Genomic DNA, 16,358 nt, shown 5'->3' with positions numbered 1-16,358 from the left:
TCTCTTCTTTCCGTGCTCCTTCCGCCCTCTCAACACCTGCCGCATTACGGCTGCGCCGTCGCCACCCCTCTGGATTCAGCCTGCGGCTTTCGTCCAAGCCACACACCCAGCCCAAGCCCCATAATGGAAAGCGCCAGTACATACCAAGCGGGCGCCATCGGTGAGACGCCCATCAGCATCGTTACCGCCACCGGCGTCAGGCCGCCGAAAATGGCGTACGCCACGTTGTAGGAGAACGAAATGCCGGTAAAGCGCACCTCTGCCGGGAACGCGCGCACCATCACGAAAGGCACCGCGCCTACCACGCCGACGCACAGCCCTACCACGCCGTAGAGTAAAAAGAGCTGCTCAGGGTGCGAGCCGGAAAGGTGATAAAACGCCCAGCTGGCGGCTGCCAGCAGCACGCTGCCCACGATAAACGTCCGGCTGGCGCCGAAACGATCCGCGGCAAGGCCTGCGATAAGACAGCCGACGCAGAGCATAATCGTCGCGATGCTGTTGGCCTGTAACGTCACCGCTGGCGTAAAGCCGTACTGTTTTTGCAGCCATACCGGCGACATCAGAATAACGACCACAATCCCCGCCGACAGCAGCCAGGTGAGCAACATGGAAATGACCACCGCCTGGCGATGCTTCACCACCACGGCTTTCACCGGCAGCTCCTGCGCCAGCGCTTTGCGCTGCTGCATCTCAAGGAAAATCGGCGTCTCCTGGAGCCAGCGACGCAGGTACATCGCCACCAGACCAAAGGCCCCGCCAAGCAGGAAAGGAATACGCCAGCCGCCGTTATGAATGGCCTGCTGCGTCATGCTGGTATTAATGATGGTGGCGACCACGGAGCCGAGCAGAATGCCTACCGTCAGGCCCGCCGTGAGCGTGCCGCAGGCAATGCCGATGCGTTTTTCCGGCACGTGTTCAGCAACGAACACCCACGCGCCAGGCACTTCGCCGCCGATAGCCGCGCCCTGCAAAATGCGCATCAGCAACAGCAACACGGGTGCGGCGATGCCCAGCGCGGCGTAATCCGGCAGCAGGCCTATCAGCAGCGTCGGCACCGCCATCAGCAGAATGCTCAGGGTAAACATCTTTTTGCGCCCGACCAGATCGCCGAAGTGCGCCATGATGATCCCGCCCAGCGGTCGCGCCAGATAACCGGCGGCGAAGATCCCGAACGTCTGCACCTGACGCAGCCACTCCGGAATATCCGGCGGGAAGAAAAGCTCTCCCACCACGGCGGCGAAAAAGACAAAGATAATGAAATCGTAGAATTCCAGCGCGCCGCCAAGGGCCGCCAGCGTCAGCGTTTTATAATCCTGACGATTAAGAGGGCGTGTTTGCTGTTCCATAACGAACCGTTTGTAAAGAGGTGGGCGTGAATTAGCTTACTGCAAAAACGTAAACTAAAAGTGACTATAACGTTAAATCACCGCCACGCCATCCTCAAACAGCCTTTATGCCAGCAAAAGCAAATAATCAGTTTTTTACATCGCGAATTGCGCTTTTGGGACGAAATGCCGCTACCACATCCGCGTTGGCCTCAATGTACGGGCCATCCAGCAGCTGGATGCAGTACGGCACGCTGGCAAATATTCCTGCCACTTTGACCTTACCCTGCTCATCTTTCAGCCCTTCGAGCGTTTCCTGAATGGACTTGGGCTGGCCCGGCAGATTAAGAATTAATGCCTGCTTGCGGATCACGCCCACCTGGCGCGACAAAATCGCCGTCGGCACAAAGTTGAGGCTTATCTGGCGCATCTGCTCGCCGAAGCCCGGCATTTCGCGATCGGCGATGGCGAGCGTGGCGTCCGGCGTCACATCGCGACGCGCGGGGCCGGTGCCGCCGGTGGTCAGCACCAGATGACAGCCCATTTCATCCACCAGTTCACAGAGCGTCTGTTCAATAAGCGGTTGTTCGTCAGGCACCAGACGGGTCTCCAGCACAAACGGGGTCGTCAGCGCCTGCGCCAGCCACGCTTCGAGTGCGGGAATGCCTTTATCCTGATAAACGCCGCTGGAAGCGCGGTCAGAAACTGAAACTAAGCCTATGCGTAACGTATCCATATCATTTCCGAAAATCAGTGCGGTTTTGCGAAATGATACACGCCAGCGGGGTTTGCAGACAGGGAGAGAACGCAAGAAACGTGGCCGGCGGGACCGGCCACGGAGGGATTACAGCAGCTCTTCGACCATTTTTTCCAGTTTTTCCTGGTCAATGGCGAACTTGCGGATACCGTCCGCCAGTTTGTCCACCGCCATCGGATCCTGGTTGTGCTCCCAGAAGAACTGGGATTCGGTCAGACGCGCCGGGCGCGCTTTCACGTCGCCGTTGAAAGCCAGTTTGCGCTCAACCGCGCCTTCGCTTTCCGCCAGCTCTTTCAGCAGCGCAGGCGCGATGGTCAGACGGTCGCAGCCCGCCAGCTCAAGGATTTCGCCGACGTTACGGAAGCTTGCGCCCATCACGACGGTTTCATAGCCGTGCTGTTTGTAGTACTCGTAGATTTCCGTCACGGAAACCACGCCCGGATCTTCCTGCGGCGCGTACTCTTTTTTGTCCGTGTTGGCTTTGTACCAGTCGAGGATACGACCCACGAACGGGGAGATCAGATACACGCCCGCTTCTGCGCACGCACGCGCCTGCGCGAAGGAGAACAGCAGCGTCAGGTTACAGTTGATGCCTTCTTTTTCCAGCTGCTCCGCCGCGCGGATGCCCTGCCAGGTGGAAGCCAGTTTGATCAGGATGCGATCGTTGCCGATGCCGGCATCGTTGTAGAGTTTGATCAGACGCTTGGCTTTCGCGATGCTGCCTTCGGTGTCATAGGACAGACGCGCGTCCACTTCGGTAGAGATACGGCCAGGGATAAGCTTCAGAATTTCCAGACCGATATTCACCGCCAGTTTGTCGGTGGCGTCCACAACCTGCTGCGCACGATCGCTGCTCTGGCTTTTCGCCCAGGTCACCGCGTCGTCAATCAGTTTGCGGTATTCAGGGATCTGCGCGGCGTTAAGGATCAGAGAAGGGTTAGTCGTGGCATCCTGCGGCTGGTACAGCTTCATTGCCGCGATATCTCCAGTGTCAGCAACCACGGTTGTGAACTGACGAAGGGAGGTCAATTTATCCGTCATGATAGTGTTTCTCTTTTGAACTACGTGTCAGGGAAGGTAATCGGTTTGCGGTGATGATAACACGAGACTTTTCGAGCGCAACCGGGGCAATCGCGTCGTCGCCATGTGATAAACTGCTTTTATTTCAGGCTCTGCTGTTTCAGGGAAGGCGTGTCGGCGACGTTGGCCACACGCGGAAAGCAGAGCGGCGCCAGGGGGAGCGGGCATGTCAGATTTTCTTTTATTTATCAGCGAAATATTATGGGAATCGGCCATGCTGTACCTGCTTGCAGGCGCAGGCCTCTGGTTTTCCTGGCGCACGCGGTTTATTCAGTTCCGCTACCTGCGCTATTTTCCGCGCGCGTTAAGCCGCAGCCTGCGTCCCTCCGGCAGCGGGCTGACGGCGTTTGAAGCGCTCTGCACCAGCATCGCCGCGCGCGTAGGCAGCGGCAATATAGCAGGTGTCGCGTTCGCCATCATCAGCGGCGGGCCGGGCGCGGTTTTCTGGATGTGGGTTGCAGGCCTTATCGGTATGGCGACATCCTTTGCCGAAAACGCCCTGGGCCAGCTCTATAAAGGGCGCGACAGAGACGGCTACTTCCGCGGCGGCCCGGCCTGGTATATGGAGCGCGGGCTCGGCATGCGCTGGATGGGCGTGCTGTTTTCGCTGTTTTTAATCTTCACTTTCGGACTTCTCTTTAACGCCGCCCAGGCAGGCGCGCTCTCGAAAGCGCTCAGTAACGCGCTTTCACTCCCAGCCTTTGCCAGTAGTAGTCTGCTGGCCCTGTGCCTGCTGCCGATGCTAATGCTCGGCTTTAACCGCGTGGCGCGCCTGATGCGCTTTGCGGTGCCGCCGATTGCGGGCATCTGGGTTATCACGGCGCTGGTGGTGATGGTGATGCATATTTCTGCGCTGCCCGAGATCCTGTGGCTCATTGTTCGCAGCGCCTTTGGCTGGCATGAAGCGGCCTCCGGAGCCGTGGCCTGGACGATAAGCCAGGCGCTCACCAGCGGTTTTCAGCGCGGCATGTTCTCAAACGAAGCGGGCATGGGCGCATCGCCTAACGCGGCCGCAGCGGCCACGTCCTGGCCGCCCCACCCGGCCGCGCAGGGCATCGTGCAGATGATTGGCGTCTTTGTCGACACGCTGGTTATCTGCTCGTCTACCGCATTTATTGTGCTGCTGGCGAACCCTTCCCCGGCGGCGACCGACGGGCTGACGCTTGCGCGCGAATCGCTGGGCCTGCTCGCGGGCCACTGGGCAAAAGATCTGGTGGCGGGTGTGATTGTGCTCTTCGCGTTTATCTCTATCGTCGCGAATTACGCCTACGCCGAAAACAATCTGGTGTTTCTGCGCCGCTACACGCCCCCTTACCGCTGGCTGCTGCGCATCGCGGTGATGGGGATGGTGTTCGCCGGGCCTTTCCTGAACTTATCGCTGCTGCGCCAGGTGGCCGAAGTGGCGATGGCGTTAATGGCGGTCATGAATCTTACCGCCATCCTGCTGCTCTCGCCGGTGGTGAAGTGCATAGCCGACGACTACCTGCGCCAGCGCAGACTGGGGCTGAAGCCGGTGTTTAACTCAGACCGCTACCCGGAGATCGCGCGTCAGGTTGAACCGGAGGTCTGGCGCAGCGCGCCGCTGGAGTAAACGTCTTCAATCGCAGCCATTGGTTCACTTTGCGGCGTTCTTTGGTAGAGTTCCGGGAAAACGAAGAAAGGAAACGTCATGCTGATTCTTATTTCCCCCGCCAAGACGCTGGATTACCAGAGCCCGCTTGTCACAGCGCGCTACACGCAGCCTGAACTGCTCGACCATGCACAGCAGTTGATTGATGTCGCCCGCCGCTTAACCGATGAAGAGATAGCCTCTCTCATGAGCATCAGCAGCAAGCTGGCGTCGCTGAACGCCACCCGTTTTAACGACTGGCAGCCGGATTTCACGCCGGATAACGCCCGTCAGGCGATTCTGGCGTTTAAAGGCGACGTCTACACCGGCCTTCAGGCGGAAACCTTCAGCGACGCGGATTTCGATTTCGCTCAGCAGCATCTGCGGATGCTCTCCGGCCTTTACGGCGTGCTGCGCCCGCTCGATCTGATGCAGCCGTACCGTCTGGAGATGGGCACGCGCCTTGCCAACCCGAAGGGCAACGATCTCTATACCTTCTGGGGCGAGACGATCACCCAAAAACTCAACGAGGCAATTGCCGCCCAGGGCGATAATGTGGTGGTGAATCTGGCGTCGGATGAATACTTCAAAGCGGTGAAGCCCGCAAAACTCAATGCGGAAATCATCAAGCCAGTGTTTCTCGATGAGAAGAACGGCAAGTTTAAAATCATCAGCTTCTACGCCAAAAAAGCGCGCGGCCTGATGAGTCGTTACATCATTGAACATCGCCTGACGGCCCCCGAACAGCTCACGGCGTTCGACAGCGAAGGTTACTTCTTTGATGAAGCGGCCTCAGGCCATAACGAACTGGTGTTTAAGCGCCACGAGCAATAAAAAAGCCGCCTGCGGGGCAGGCGGCTTTTCTTGTCATATTGCAGGCGCCGCTTACGGCGCTTTGCTCATCATAAACTCGCGCAGCGCGGCGAAATCCGCTGGCAGCGAATGCGACAGCAGCGGCAGATCGACACGTTCGGCAAGCTCCGCCGGGAGTTCCAGCGTTTCGCCAAGCACATCTTCCACGCTTTCTTTGAATTTCGCCGGATGCGCGGTGCCGAGGAACAGGCCGTACTCGCCAGGGCGCAGCTGATCGCGCAGCGCGCGGTAGGCCACCGCCGCGTGCGGCTCCGACAAATACCCCAGCTCGCGCAGTTCGCGCATGGTCGCCTTCGTGGTTTCATCGTCGATGGTCGCAACACCCAGCTCGTTCAGGCGCCAGATTTTACGGCGGAAGAGTTCCTCCACCCGCGGCCAGTTATTCGGCTGCGACACATCCATCGCGTTCGAGAGCGTCGCCACCGTCGCATTCGGCAGCCATTCGCCGTGTTGCAGGAAACGCGGCACCGTGTCGTTGGCGTTTGTCGCGGCGATAAAACGCTTCACCGGCAGCCCGGCGGATTTCGCCAGCAGCCCGGCGGTCAGATCGCCAAAGTTGCCGCTCGGCACCGATACCACCAGTTGATTGCGGGCCTCCTGCGGCAGTTGCGCGACGGCTTCAAAGTAGTAGCAAATCTGCGCCAGCAGGCGGCTGATGTTAATGGAGTTGGCGGAGTTCAGGCCGAGTTTCGTTTTCAGCTCTTCGTCATCAAACGCCTGTTTCACCAGCGCCTGGCAGGCGTCAAAATCGCCGTCGATGGCGACCGTTTCGATATTGCCGCCGAGCGTACAGAACAGTTTTTCCTGCAGCGGGCTGATTTTACCGCGCGGATAGAGGATAACCACCTGCACGTTTTTCAGACCATAAAACGCGTGGGCCACTGCCGCCCCCGTGTCGCCGGACGTCGCGGTCAGAATGGTCACTGGTTTATCGCCGCTGATTTGCGTCAGCATCTGCGCCATAAAACGGCCGCCGAAATCTTTAAACGCCAGGGTAGGGCCGTGGAACAGCTCCAGACAGCCGATATCTTCCGCCACCTGGCTTACCGGCGCCGGGAAGGTAAACGCCTTTTTCACGCGCTGACGCAGCGTGTCCGCCGGGATTTCATCGCCGATATAGGCCGAAAGAATTTTGCTGCTGCGGGAGACAAAATCCATCTCCAGCATCTCATCGATTTCAGTCAGACTGAATTCCGGTAAATCGTGCGGGAAAAAGAGCCCCTGATTTTTACCCAGACCCTGCGTGACGGCCTGCGCAAAGCTGACCTGTTCGTTATGATCTTTCAGATTATAAAGTTTCATGCGTTATCCCAGTACTCGTGCGCCAGCCGTGTCGAGACGGCAAATATGTACAAAGCCTTCCTGATTTTGCAGATAGTGTTGCTTCAGCCACTCCGCCACCCGCTGCGCGGTGTCGGTTTTATCGCAGACCGCGAACAGCGTTGGGCCGGAGCCGGAGATCCCGCAGGCCAGCGCCCCGGTCTCCGCCGCCGCCTGGCGCGCCTCGCCAAAGCCCGGCAACAGTTTTGTGCGGTAAGGCTCGGCGATGACGTCACGCATCAGTTTAGCGGCAAGCTGCGGCTGGCGCGTATGGCAGGCGTGAATAAAGCCCGCCAGATAACGCCCGTGGCTGATGCAATCCTGACGGCGATATTGCGCCGGTAAAATCGCCCGCGCCTCGGCGGTGGAGACTTTGATCCCCGGATACGCCATCACCCACAGCCACTCGTCAAAGCACGGCACCGGCTGGCTGATAATGTTATTTTCTTCCAGCATCAGTTGCAGCCCGCCCAGGAAACAGGGCGCGACATTATCGTAATGAATGCTGCCGGAGATGCGCCCTTCCAGCTCGCCCATCAGCGTCAGCAGGCGGTCGTCGCTAAGCGGCTTGCCGCAAAATTCGTTCATCGCCATCAGGCCCGCGACCACAGAGCAGGCGCTGGAGCCAAGCCCGGAGCCTATCGGCATATTCTTTTCAAGCGTCATGGCGACCGGCACGGTTTTGCCGATCTCCTGACAAAAACGCTCCCAGCATTGCCAGGCGATATTTTCACGCGGCTCGGCGGGCAGCTTGCTGACGAAGCGCCCGGTATTGGTCAGCGAAAATTCCGCCGCCGCTTCCACCGTCACGCAGTCGCCCAGCAGCTCGCCGTTCACCGGCGACACCGCAGCGCCTAATACGTCAAACCCCACGCTGACGTTGCCAATGGAGGCCGGGGCATACACTTTAACCATCTTAAACTCCTAACTTCCATGACAGGGTGCGCAGCAGATCGGCGAACACGCCCGCCGCCGTGACATCGTTGCCTGCGCCGTAACCGCGCAGCACCAGCGGCAGCGGCTGGTAGTAGCGGCTGTAGAACGCCAGCGCGTTTTCGCCGTTTTTCACTTTATAGAGCGGATCGTTGCCGTCGACGGCGGCGATTTTCACGCGACAGACGCCGTCTTCTTCAATGGTGCCGATATAGCGCAGCACGTTGCCTTCATCGCGGGCCTGCGCCACGCGGGCGGCAAACTCATCGTCCAGCTGCGGCAGACGCGCCATAAAACTCTCAGTGTCGCCGCTGTCGTCAAAGCTTTCAGGCAGCACCGGCTCAATGACGATATCGCTCAGTTCAAGCTGACGGCCCGTCTCACGCGCCAGGATGAGCAGCTTGCGCGCCACATCCATGCCGGAGAGGTCGTCGCGAGGATCGGGCTCGGTATAGCCCATTTTGCGCGCCAGCGTGGTCGCTTCAGACAGGCTCATGCCTTCGTCCAGCTTGCCGAAGATAAAAGAGAGCGAGCCGGAGAGAATGCCCGCGAAGCGTTGCAGCTCATCGCCGGCGTTGAGCAGGTTTTGCAGGTTTTCGATAACCGGCAGCCCTGCGCCGACGTTAGTGTCGTAGAGAAATTTACGGCGCGACGCGGCGGCGGCGTGACGCAGCTGGTGGTAGTAGGCCATCGACGAGGTGTTGGCCTTTTTATTCGGCGTCACGACGTGGAAACCTTCGCGCAGGAAGTCGGCGTACTGATCCGCCACCGCCTGGTTGGACGTACAGTCGACAATTACCGGGTTCAGCAGGTGATATTCTTTCACCAGACGGATCAGGCGGCCGAGATTAAACGGCTCGTTGGCCTCTTCCAGCGCCGCGCGCCAGTTCTCCAGATCGAGACCGTGAACGTTGGTCAGCAACGCGCGCGAATTGGCGACGCCGCAGACGCGCAAATCGATATGCTTCTGCTTGAGCCACGTCTGCTGACGCTTGAGCTGCTCCAGCAGCGCGCCGCCGACGCCGCCGACGCCGATAACAAATACTTCGATAACCTGATCGGTGTTAAAGAGCATCTGATGGGTGACGCGCACGCCGGTCGTCGCGTCGTCATTACTCACCACGACAGAGATAGAGCGTTCAGACGAGCCCTGCGCTATCGCCACGATATTGATATTGGCGCGGGCAAGCGCCGCGAAGAATTTCGCGGAGATGCCGCGCAGTGTGCGCATGCCGTCGCCCACCACCGAGATAATCGCCAGCCGCTCCATAATGGCGAGCGGCTCCAGCAGCCCTTCTTTCAGCTCCAGATAGAATTCATCTTCCATCGCCCGCTGCGCACGGGCGCAATCGCTTTGCGGCACGCAGAAGCTGATGCTGTACTCGGACGACGACTGGGTTATCAGCACCACCGAGATCCCGGCGCGGGACATGGTCGCAAACACGCGCGCCGCCATCCCCACCATGCCTTTCATGCCGGGGCCGGAGACGTTAAACATCGCCATATTGTTAAGATTGCTGATGCCCTTCACCGGCAGGCCGTCTTCATCGCTGGACGCGCCAATCAGCGTGCCTGGCGCCTGCGGGTTGCCGGTATTTTTAATCAGACAAGGGATCTGGAACTGTGCGATAGGGGTAATGGTGCGGGGATGAAGGACTTTAGCGCCGAAGTAGGAGAGCTCCATGGCCTCCTGATACGACATCGACTTCAGGAGCCTGGCGTCCGGAACCTGGCGCGGGTCACAGGTATAAACGCCGTCCACGTCGGTCCAGATCTCGCAACAGTCGGCGCGCAGGCACGCCGCCAGCACGGCGGCGGAGTAGTCGGAGCCGTTACGGCCAAGCACGACTAGCTCGCCTTTGTCGTTTCCGGCGGTAAAACCAGCCATCAGGATCATATGATCCGCCGGGATTTTGCTGGCCGCGATGCGGCGGGTGGATTCGGTGATATCGACCGTCGATTCAAGGTAATGGCCGACCGCGAGCAGTTTTTCCACCGGATCAATAACCGTCACTTTATGGCCGCGCGCCTCAAGCAGCGCTGACATGATAGCGATCGAGAGTTTTTCGCCGCGGCAGATCAGCGCCGCGTTGATGCTGTCCGGGCACTGACCAAGCAGGCTGATCCCGTGCAGCACATGCTTGATCTGGGCGAACTCCTGCTCGACCAGCGCTTTCATCTGCGCATACGGGAATTGTGGCTGGGCGTCGCTGAGGCCTTTCAGCAGTTCGGCAAAGATACGTTCGGCATCGCTGATATTCGGCAGGGCATCCTGACCACTGATGGTTTTTTCAATCATCGCCACCAGATGGTTGGTGATTTTTGCGGGGGCAGAAAGAACGGTCGCTACCTGCCCCTGCCTGGCATTGCTCTCCAGAATGTCAGCGACACGCATAAAGCGCTCTGCGTTCGCGACCGATGTACCGCCGAATTTCAACACTCGCATGGTTGTTACCCCTTGATTTTATGCCGAAAAAAAAGCCCGCACTGTTCAGGTGCGGGCTTTTTTCAGTTTTTCCTGTACGCGTCAGCCCGCCCCGTTACCTGTGGTAATGGTGGTGGTAGTAATAATGGTAGTCAGGCTGATGCGGATCATGGATGTTGTGTGCTCTGTACTTTTCTGTTTTCTGTCCTGTATCTCTATTGGTTAAAGTAATCGTCAGGTTAAGTCAACGAATATTTCATTTACGCACCGTCCGAAACTTTCCCCATGGATACCGATAAAAGCCGCCTTCACGGCCCAAAAAACCGGCGTTCGCCCTACCTGATTAGCATTTAATGCTATACCGTAGCGGCTCATCAGCATTTCAGCCCGCGACTTTTTTTTCGATATCATGCAGCAAACGATGCAACATCGCGGTGTCGCGCTGCTCCAGCAGCCCAAGACGCTGCTGTAACCAGTCGGCCATTTTCAGGTCATCTTCCACGCCGAGCGTGGTCAGTAATGCATCAATACGCAGACGTAATGCTTTCAGTTGCTGTTGATCCGCCTGCGGCGCCGCGGTGGGCGCATTTTGCATCAGCGCGGTTAATTGATAGCAATACACCATCACCGCCTGGCCCAGATTCAGCGACGGATAGTCCGCCACCATCGGCACGCCGGTCAGCACATCGGCCAGCGCCAGCTCCTCATTGGTCAGCCCCGAATCTTCACGTCCGAAGACCAGCGCCGTCACCGGCAGCCAGGCCGCTTTTTCTTCCAGCAGCGGCAGCAGCTGTTGCGGCGTCGCATAGTAGTGAAACTTCGCACGGCTGCGCGCCGTGGTGGCGACGGTGAAATCCACATCTTCCAGCGCGGCGGCAAGCGTGTCGTAGTGCTTTGTATTATCAAGAATATCGCCTGCGCCGTGGGCGACGCGACGCGCCGCCGGGTCGAGATGCGCCGCGCTTTCAACAATACGCAGTTCGGTAAATCCCATGGTTTTCATGGCGCGCGCAGCGGCGCCGACGTTTTCAGGCCTGGCGGGAGACACCAGAATTATTGGCAAACGCATAAGGCTCTCAGTGATCCTGTGGTGGGGGTAAATATCAGCGCGCTAATTAATACGCGCAGCGAATTTACATTTTATATACAATTCCGTCATGAAAGTGGTCATGAAAAGGATAAACATTAGTTATGAATAAAACGCAAAGCGCGCGTTTAATCATGCCTTAAAATCGCCTTTATCAGGCTGTTTATCATCAATAAAAGCCATGTAAATTCCGCTTGCTTATCGGATTCACCTTGTTTATTAATTAAGAGGTGAAATTATCCGTGTTGTTATTTAAATGTAATCAAAGTTAGTTCTTCGCTGCGACGATCTCATCAAACTGTTAACGTGCTACAATTGAACTTGATATATGTCAACGAAGAGTAGTTTTATTGGGTGTTGGTATCGTATCATCCTGTTATGTTGCTGTTAAAATGGTTAGGATGACAGCCGTTTTTGACACCGTCGGGTCCAGAGGGAAAAGTACCCACGACCGAGCTAATGATGTTGTTGACGTTGATGGAAAGTGCATCAAGAACGCAATTACGTACTTTAGTCATGTTACGCCGGGCATGTTAATTTATGGCATGCATAAGGCAGGTCAGGGACTTTTGTACTTCCTGTTTCGATTTAGTTGGCAATTTTTAGGTAGCAAACATGCAGACCCCGCACATTCTTATCGTTGAAGACGAGTTGGTTACACGCAACACGTTAAAAAGTATTTTCGAAGCAGAAGGCTATGATGTGTCTGAAGCCACCGATGGCGCCGAGATGCATCAGATCCTCTCTGATAATGATATCAATCTGGTTATCATGGATATCAACCTGCCGGGTAAAAACGGCCTGCTGCTGGCGCGTGAACTGCGCGAGCAAGCCAATGTCGCGTTGATGTTTCTGACCGGCCGTGATAACGAGGTGGATAAAATCCTGGGCCTTGAAATCGGCGCCGATGATTATATCACTAAGCCGTTCAACCCTCGTGAACTGACGATCCGCGCCCGCAACCTGCTCTCCCGCACCATGAATCTCGGTACGGTGAGCGAAGAGCGCCGCAGCGTGGAAAGCTACAAGTTCAACGGCTGGGAGCTTGATATCAACAGCCGTTCGCTGATTAGCCCTAACGGCGAGCAGTACAAACTGCCGCGCAGCGAATTTCGCGCGATGCTGCATTTCTGCGAAAACCCGGGCAAGATCCAGACCCGTGCGGAGCTGCTGAAGAAAATGACCGGTCGCGAGCTCAAGCCGCATGACCGTACCGTTGACGTGACCATCCGTCGCATCCGTAAACATTTCGAGTCCACGCCGGACACCCCGGAAATCATCGCCACCATTCATGGCGAAGGTTACCGTTTCTGCGGCGATCTGCAGGAATAAGACGTTTCGGCGCAACGCAAAAAGGGCGGAAATTCCGCCCTTTTTTATTGCCTGTATTTTACTTCCAGAGCCGGAACCGCTCCTCCTGCGGCGCGGGCGTCAGGCGCTGATAGCGCGGCTTCGCAGGCGTCAACGCATACCAGTCGATGTGGCGCGTCAGCAACATCACCGCCGTGAGCGCGACAAACAGCAACCCACTGCCGAGCAACAGCGCGAAATCCTGCGAGCGCAGCAACTGCCAGAGCACGCCGTCGAGCGCCAGCAGACCGCCTGCGAACATCAGGCTGCGTCGCCACCCTTTCAGCACCGCCTGAAGATACAACGCATTCAGCCCGGCGCCTGCGAGACTGGCGGCAAGCCAGGCCAGGTTAAAGCCGATGTGTTCAGAAAACGCCAGCAGCAGCAGGTAAAACATCACCAGCGACAGCCCCACCAGCAGATACTGCACCGGGTGCATCGTTATGCCGCTGAGCGTTTCGCAGACGAAAAACGCCATATAGGTGAGCGCTATCAGCAGCACGGCGTATTTCACCGCCCGGTCGGTCAGTTGATATTGATCGACCGGCGTCGCCACCGTCACGCTAAAGGCGGGCAAGTTGCGGAGCGTGACGGCCTCTGTGTTCTGAAATTCGCTGTCGATATTATTGGCATACCAGCTGCTGCGCCATTTCGCCGCGAAACCGCTGGCGGAAATCTCCCGCGTCGCCGGCAGGAAATTGCCGTAGAAACCCGGATGCGGCCAGTTGCTGATAAGCGACAGCTCGCTGTTGCGGCCCAGCGGCACGACGGAAAACGCGCCGGTGCCATTCAGTTCCAGCGAGAAACTGACGGCGAGCGTCGGGGAATTCAAAAGCCCCGCAGGCACCCTGGCATGTAGCCCCTGGCCGCCCTCTTCAAGACCAGAACCCGGCTCGACCGCCAGCGTCTGCCCGTTGATTTTCAGCGCGCCCACGTTACCGATGCCGCGCGCATCGCCTACCGCCATCACCAGCCGCGCCTCGCCCAGCCGGTACTGCGCGCCGGGGTTCATCGCCTGTTCCGGCAGCGTAAAGCGCGCCTCCAGCGCGACGTCGCTGCGCCAGATTTGCCCTTCGTAAATGCCGATGTGACGCGGCTCAACCGCCTGCTTTCCCGTAACCACCAGTGACTCCGGCAACCAGTAACGGATAAAATTACGCTCTTTGGTGACCTCTTTACCCGCTTGCGTGGTGGTGGTGATTTCCGTCACCGGAATGGCGATAAGCGGCCCGACCAGCTTTTGCGGCCCGCTGGTGCTCTGCTCAAGCGAGTGTGAGACATCGTCGCGATAGTCGGCGCGCTCGCCGATGACCACGCTCAGAATGCGCAGCGGAATTAACAGGAGCGCCATACAGCCCAGCAGCGCCAGTCCTTTTAACATCAGTGGTGATTTCAACATAAGCCTCTCCTCTTCGATGCTGCCAAAGATAGAGGGCTTATGTGGGGTGGAAATGAAGTTATGTGAAGCGTCGGTGAAGTCAGGCGAGCGGTAAGGTCAGCCGCGCCTCAACGCCGCCTTCCGGCCGGTTGGCGAGCGTAATCTCGCCCTGGTGAAGCCGCGCCGCTTCCTGCACGAAAGCGAGCCCGAGGCCGCTACTTTTCTGCCCGCCTGCGCGCGGCAGCGAATAGAAACGCTCGAAAATACGCGCCAGCGCGTAATCCGGAATACCGCTGCCGGTATCCGTCACGCGCACGATGGCGCGATCGCCCTCCTGCCATGCGCCAAGCGTTATCTCGCCGCCTGGCGGGGTAAAGTCGAGCGCGTTCACGAGAAGATTGCCGAGCGCCTGATGCAGCAGCGCTTCATCGCCCGCCACGCGCAGGTCGCCGGGGACGGGATCAATCGTGAGCCGCACCGCTTTTTGCAGCAGCGTCGAGGCGTGCAGTTCAGCGAGCGTGGCGAACAGCGGCGCCAGCAACACCGGCTCCGGCGTGATATCCAGCCGGTTTTCCAGTTTGGCCTGATGCAACAGCTTCTCCACCAGCGCCTGCATACGCGCGTTTTGCTCCAGGATGTTGTCGCAAAAACGCTGCGCCACCGCCGGCGGCGGCGACTCGCGCAGGATCTCCGCCGCGCCGCGAATGCCCGCAAGCGGGCTTTTCAACTCGTGCGTCAACGCATGGACATACTGCTCAATATAATTTTTGCCTTCCAGCCTCACGCGCATGTTCTCCAGCGCCTGCGCGAGACGCCGCAATTCACTACTGCCCGGATCCGGCAGCGGCAGCGGCGCGGCTTCCGTGACCGAATCGGCGTAGCGCACCAGCGTACCGATGGAGCGGTTGATCCACAGCACCATCACGATGCCGGTCAGTAGCGCAATACCGAGCAGCGCGATGCCCGCCATCATGATCCGGTGCTCGCTGCGCCGTATCACCGGCGCGAGCGCGATATTCGGTTTGCCCACGCTCAGCACGCCGATGATGCGTCCAGCGTCGCGTACCGGGGCCGCGACATACATCACCGTGCTATCCGGATCGTCCGGGTGCAGCGGCGAACTGCGCGCGCCATATTTGCCGCGAAGCGTCAGCCAGACATCGTTCCAGCGCGAGTAATCCTCCCCCACCGCCGCGCCGCTGGAGTCAAACACCACACGTCCCTGCGCGTCGGTCAGGTAAACGCGATATTCATTGCGCTCCTTTTTGATGCCGCTGATGTTGGCGTTCACCGGGTAATGGTTTAACCGCTCAAACGCCTGCGCCAGTTGCCCGTCGCGCGGATGGCCCGCCAGCAGATCGTCGCGGGCGATTTCCGCCAGCAGCGTGGCGGTGTCGTTAAGCGATCCTTCCGTCGCTCGCCGCACGCCGGGCTTGATCTCCTGTACAAAAATCGCGAGCACAAACCAGGCCGCCACGGCGACAATCAGGAAATAGCCCAGCAGAAGCCGCATGCCGATGCGCATCAGTTTACCGCCAGGCTGTAACCCAGCCCCCGGTGCGTATTGATGGGCGATGCTTCAGGATTGACCGCGCGCAGTTTGGCGCGCAGCGTTTTGATATGGGTGTCGACGGTGCGATCGAAACTGTCGTTGGCATCGCCCCAGACTCTGTCCATGAGTTGCTGGCGCGAGTAGACACGACCCGGCGCCAGCAGCAGCGTTTTCAGCAGCAGGAATTCATAGCGGGTAAGCGGCAGCGGCTGACCGCAAAAGGCGATCTGCGCGGCGTCGTCATTGAGCTCGAAACGCCCCGCCCGCACGACCGTCTGCGCGCCGCTCTGCTGCTTTTGCAAACGCCGCAGAATGGTGCGCACGCGGGCGCACACTTCACGCGGCGAAAACGGCTTGGCGACGTAATCATCCGCGCCGATTTCAAGGCCGATAAGCTTATCCACCTCTTCGCTACGCGCGGTCAGAAACAGCACCGGCAGCGCCGGATGCGCCGCCAGAAGCTGACGACATAACTCAAAGCCGCTGATGTCCGGCAGGCCCACATCCAGCACCACCAGGTCAGGCAGCGCCTGGCGGGCGGCGTCGAGCGCGGGCAGTCCGCGCTCAAACGTCCGTACCGTAAAACCTTCAAGCTGCATCACATACGCCAGCGCTTCGCTGATGCTGGTTTCATCCTCCACCAGCCAGACGGTTGTCTGATTCATCCTG

14 protein-coding genes, 1 pseudogene and 1 other annotated feature are annotated in these 16,358 nt (G+C 58.6%); of the genes and pseudogenes, 3 read left to right on the top strand and 12 right to left on the bottom strand.

The window, feature by feature from the left end; translation table 11 throughout:
• Positions 1 to 44 precede the first annotated feature (44 nt).
• The 3 genes from AACV31_RS19470 to tal form a co-directional block, all read right to left on the bottom strand.
• On the bottom strand, positions 45 to 1,346 hold the full coding sequence (locus tag AACV31_RS19470) for an MFS transporter (RefSeq protein WP_165155845.1): 1,302 nt from the start codon (positions 1,344 to 1,346) through the stop codon (positions 45 to 47).
• 127 nt (positions 1,347 to 1,473) lie between these two features.
• A complete protein-coding gene (mog, locus tag AACV31_RS19465) occupies positions 1,474 to 2,061 on the bottom strand; it encodes a molybdopterin adenylyltransferase (protein ID WP_165155843.1) in 588 nt (195 codons plus the stop codon).
• A gap of 108 nt (positions 2,062 to 2,169) precedes the next feature.
• The gene (tal, locus tag AACV31_RS19460; protein ID WP_012815221.1) at positions 2,170 to 3,123 is read right to left on the bottom strand and encodes a transaldolase; all 954 of its coding nucleotides are present in this window, start codon (positions 3,121 to 3,123) and stop codon (positions 2,170 to 2,172) included.
• A gap of 205 nt (positions 3,124 to 3,328) precedes the next feature.
• On the opposite strand from tal, the gene AACV31_RS19455 reads away from it, so the two are divergent.
• A complete protein-coding gene (locus tag AACV31_RS19455) occupies positions 3,329 to 4,753 on the top strand; it encodes an alanine/glycine:cation symporter family protein (protein WP_165155841.1) in 1,425 nt (474 codons plus the stop codon).
• A 78-nt stretch (positions 4,754 to 4,831) separates the two neighbouring features.
• A complete protein-coding gene (gene yaaA / locus AACV31_RS19450; protein WP_165155839.1) occupies positions 4,832 to 5,605 on the top strand; it encodes a peroxide stress protein YaaA in 774 nt (257 codons plus the stop codon).
• A gap of 51 nt (positions 5,606 to 5,656) precedes the next feature.
• Here yaaA and thrC read toward each other — a convergent pair whose 3' ends face one another.
• The 6 genes and pseudogenes from thrC to yjjY all read right to left on the bottom strand — a co-directional run bounded on the left by thrC (position 5,657) and on the right by yjjY (position 11,927).
• On the bottom strand, positions 5,657 to 6,946 hold the full coding sequence (thrC, locus tag AACV31_RS19445) for a threonine synthase (RefSeq protein ID WP_165155837.1): 1,290 nt from the start codon (positions 6,944 to 6,946) through the stop codon (positions 5,657 to 5,659).
• A gap of 3 nt (positions 6,947 to 6,949) precedes the next feature.
• Positions 6,950 to 7,879, bottom strand: a complete 930-nt coding sequence (gene thrB / locus AACV31_RS19440; RefSeq protein ID WP_007765983.1) for a homoserine kinase — start codon at positions 7,877 to 7,879, stop codon at positions 6,950 to 6,952.
• Position 7,880: 1 nt separating this feature from the next.
• Positions 7,881 to 10,343 (bottom strand): bifunctional aspartate kinase/homoserine dehydrogenase I, encoded by a 2,463-nt coding sequence (gene thrA / locus AACV31_RS19435; RefSeq protein WP_165155835.1) that lies wholly within the window; start codon positions 10,341 to 10,343, stop codon positions 7,881 to 7,883.
• A 25-nt stretch (positions 10,344 to 10,368) separates the two neighbouring features.
• Positions 10,369 to 10,486 (bottom strand) — a sequence feature (Thr leader region).
• Positions 10,425 to 10,493 carry a thr operon leader peptide gene (gene thrL, locus AACV31_RS19430; RefSeq protein ID WP_071601047.1) on the bottom strand — a complete coding sequence of 23 codons (69 nt, stop codon included), beginning with the start codon at positions 10,491 to 10,493 and terminating at the stop codon, positions 10,425 to 10,427. (Overlaps the previous feature by 62 nt.)
• Before the next feature lie 211 nt (positions 10,494 to 10,704).
• Positions 10,705 to 11,391, bottom strand: coding sequence for a tRNA/rRNA methyltransferase (locus tag AACV31_RS19425; RefSeq protein WP_165155833.1), 687 nt, complete (start codon positions 11,389 to 11,391; stop codon positions 10,705 to 10,707).
• 394 nt (positions 11,392 to 11,785) lie between these two features.
• Positions 11,786 to 11,927: pseudogene (gene yjjY / locus AACV31_RS19420) on the bottom strand (protein YjjY).
• Between the two features lie 97 nt (positions 11,928 to 12,024).
• Here yjjY and arcA point away from each other — a divergent pair.
• On the top strand, positions 12,025 to 12,741 hold the full coding sequence (gene arcA, locus AACV31_RS19415; protein WP_007675752.1) for a two-component system response regulator ArcA: 717 nt from the start codon (positions 12,025 to 12,027) through the stop codon (positions 12,739 to 12,741).
• 58 nt (positions 12,742 to 12,799) lie between these two features.
• Here the strand turns inward: arcA and creD are convergent, their stop codons facing one another.
• The 3 genes from creD to creB form a co-directional block, all read right to left on the bottom strand.
• Positions 12,800 to 14,158, bottom strand: coding sequence for a cell envelope integrity protein CreD (gene creD, locus AACV31_RS19410; RefSeq protein ID WP_161589684.1), 1,359 nt, complete (start codon positions 14,156 to 14,158; stop codon positions 12,800 to 12,802).
• A 79-nt stretch (positions 14,159 to 14,237) separates the two neighbouring features.
• The gene (creC, locus tag AACV31_RS19405; protein ID WP_165155831.1) at positions 14,238 to 15,662 is read right to left on the bottom strand and encodes a two-component system sensor histidine kinase CreC; all 1,425 of its coding nucleotides are present in this window, start codon (positions 15,660 to 15,662) and stop codon (positions 14,238 to 14,240) included.
• Positions 15,662 to 16,354 (bottom strand): two-component system response regulator CreB, encoded by a 693-nt coding sequence (gene creB, locus AACV31_RS19400; protein ID WP_165155829.1) that lies wholly within the window; start codon positions 16,352 to 16,354, stop codon positions 15,662 to 15,664. Before creB ends, creC begins: the two co-directional genes overlap by 1 nt.
• Positions 16,355 to 16,358: the final 4 nt, after the last annotated feature.

Source organism: Cronobacter sp. EKM101R (assembly GCF_963888145.1).
GTDB lineage: Bacteria > Pseudomonadota > Gammaproteobacteria > Enterobacterales > Enterobacteriaceae > Cronobacter > Cronobacter turicensis.
This window is presented reverse-complemented; position numbering and strand designations above follow the sequence as displayed.